Genomic DNA, 1,523 nt, shown 5'->3' on the forward strand with positions numbered 1-1,523 from the left:
TGTCCGTCGTCAGAACATTTGGCGCAACTCGCGGCGTAAATTAGCGGAGTGCGGGCCTCGTCTGGGAGTTGATGTTAGGCGGCGAGCTTGCGGTGCTGCAAGCGCCGATGTTCGATGGTCTGTCGCTTGATCTTTCTTCGTCGTTCGATGATGGCTGAGGCCCTGCCGAAGTAGGCGTCGGCGGGCGTCACATTGGCCAGGCTCTCGTGGTAACGCCGGTGGTTGTAGTGCTCGACGAAGGCCTCGATCTGCGCCTCAAGGTCGCCGGGCAGGAAGTAGTTTTCCAGCAGGATGCGGTTCTTCAGGGTCTTGTGCCAGCGCTCGATCTTGCCCTGGGTTTGGGGATGCATCGGGGCGCCGCGAACATGGCTCATCTTCTGAGCTTCGATATATTCAGCCAGCTCACCAGCGATGTAGCTGGGGCCGTTATCACTGAGCAGCCTGGGCTTGTGCAGCACCGTGGCGTTGTCGCAGCCGGAAGCTGCAAGCGCGAGGTCCAGCGTGTCGGTCACGTCCTCGGCCCGCATGTTGGTGCATAGTTTCCAGGCGATGATGTAGCGCGAGAAGTCGTCGAGCACGGTCGACAGGTACATCCAACCCCATCCGATGATCTTGAAGTAGGTAAAATCGGTCTGCCACATCTCGTTCGGCCGCGTGGTCTTGGTGTGGAACTGATCGGCGGCCTTGATCACGACATAGGCCGGGCTGGTGATCAGATCATGGGCCTTCAACAGGCGGTAAACCGTGGCTTCCGACACGAAGTAGCGCTTCTCGTCGGTGAAGCGCACCGCCAGTTCGCGGGGGCTCAGGTCGGTCTCTTCCAGCGCCATTTCGACGATCTGGTCCCGGATGTCGTCGCCGATGCGATTCCACACCCGGCTCGGCGCCGATGGCCGATCCTCCAGCGCCTCCGGCCCGCCCTCGAGATAGCGGTCATACCAGCGGTAGAATGTCCGACGGGCGATGCCCAGCTTGTCCAGCGTCCGCTTGGCGGGCAGGTGCGACTGCTCGACGATCCGGATGATCTCGAGCTTTTCGGATCTGGGATATCTCATTCGTCGTCGCCCCCATCCGCGATCATGCTTTTTTTCAGCAGACGGTTTTCGAGCGTCAGGTCGGCAACACATTCCTTCAGGGCGCGGGCTTCGCGGCGCAGATCCTGCACCTCGCCGGTGGTCGCCGCACGGGCAGTGTCCCCCGCCAGGCGGCGCTTGCCCGCTTCCATGAACTCCTTCGACCAGGTGTAGTACAGGCTCTGGGCGATGCCTTCCTTGCGGCACAGCTCGGCAATGCTGTCATCGCCGCGAAGGCCTTCGAGCACGATGCGGATCTTGTCCTCGGCAGAGAAGTGCCGCCGGGTCTGACGCCGGATATCCTTCACCACCTGCTCCGCAGGGGCCTTCGACGGCGATTTTGAATAGGAGGATTTGGGCTTCATCTTCGTTCCTTCGTCACTACGACGAAGCCCAAATCCTCCTTAAATCACAACCTCAAATCTGTGCCATTCGTGCTGACGGCGGACA

At 60.9% G+C, this 1,523-nt stretch carries 1 protein-coding gene; it reads right to left on the reverse strand.

Translation table 11 applies throughout. The features are described from left to right. Positions 1-74: 74 nt before the first annotated feature. Positions 75-1,438, reverse strand: a protein-coding gene (locus VL202_RS15680) for an IS3 family transposase (protein ID WP_325465029.1) whose coding sequence is annotated in 2 segments (ribosomal slippage) — positions 75-1,088 and positions 1,091-1,438 — 1,362 coding nt in all. Because the reading frame shifts where the segments join, the coding sequence is not laid out codon by codon here. Positions 1,439-1,523 lie beyond the last annotated feature (85 nt).

This window comes from Pararhizobium sp. (assembly GCF_035497515.1).
Lineage (GTDB): Bacteria > Pseudomonadota > Alphaproteobacteria > Rhizobiales > Rhizobiaceae > Pararhizobium.